Annotated in this window: 1 protein-coding gene; it reads left to right on the top strand. The window is 62.6% G+C overall.

Features of this window, described 5'->3' with window-relative positions; genetic code table 11:
* Positions 1–29: 29 nt before the first annotated feature.
* Positions 30–589: MFS transporter (locus D6877_RS30210; protein ID WP_130909563.1), on the top strand; the 560-nt coding region annotated here is incomplete at its 3' end.

Raw genomic sequence — 589 nt, 5'->3', positions numbered from 1 at the left:
GGGCACCCATCTGCTGTCCGGAATTTTCCATGGCTATCAGCAACGTTCAGACCGCCGCTGCCTCGGCGACCGCTGCTCCGCAAAGCAGCCCCTTGGTGATGCGCATCATCGGCGCGGTGGCGCTGGCGCATCTGATCAACGACCTGATCCAGTCGGTTCTGCCGTCGATCTACCCGATGCTCAAAGCCAACTATGGCCTGACCTTCACCCAGGTCGGCCTGATCACCTTGACCTTCCAGTTGACCGCGTCGCTGTTGCAGCCGTGGGTCGGTTATCACACTGATCGCCACCCCAAACCGTGGCTGTTGCCGGCGGGCACGGTGTGTACGTTGATCGGTATTCTGATGATGTCGGTGGTCGGCAGCTTCCCACTGATTTTGCTGGCGGCGGCGCTGATTGGTATCGGCTCGTCGACCTTTCACCCGGAAGCCTCGCGTGTGGCGCGACTGGCCTCGGGCGGCCGGTTTGGTCTGGCGCAATCGACCTTTCAGGTTGGCGGCAATGCCGGCTCCGCGTTTGGCCCGTTGCTGGCGGCGGCGATCATCATTCCCTTCGGCCAGGGCAATGTGGCGTGGTTCGGTCTGTTCGC

The organism is Pseudomonas sp. Sample_9 (genome assembly GCF_004307535.1).
Taxonomy (GTDB): domain Bacteria; phylum Pseudomonadota; class Gammaproteobacteria; order Pseudomonadales; family Pseudomonadaceae; genus Aquipseudomonas; species Aquipseudomonas mercuritolerans.
Note: the sequence above shows the minus strand (reverse complement) of the source record. Positions and strands in the feature narration are given on the sequence as shown.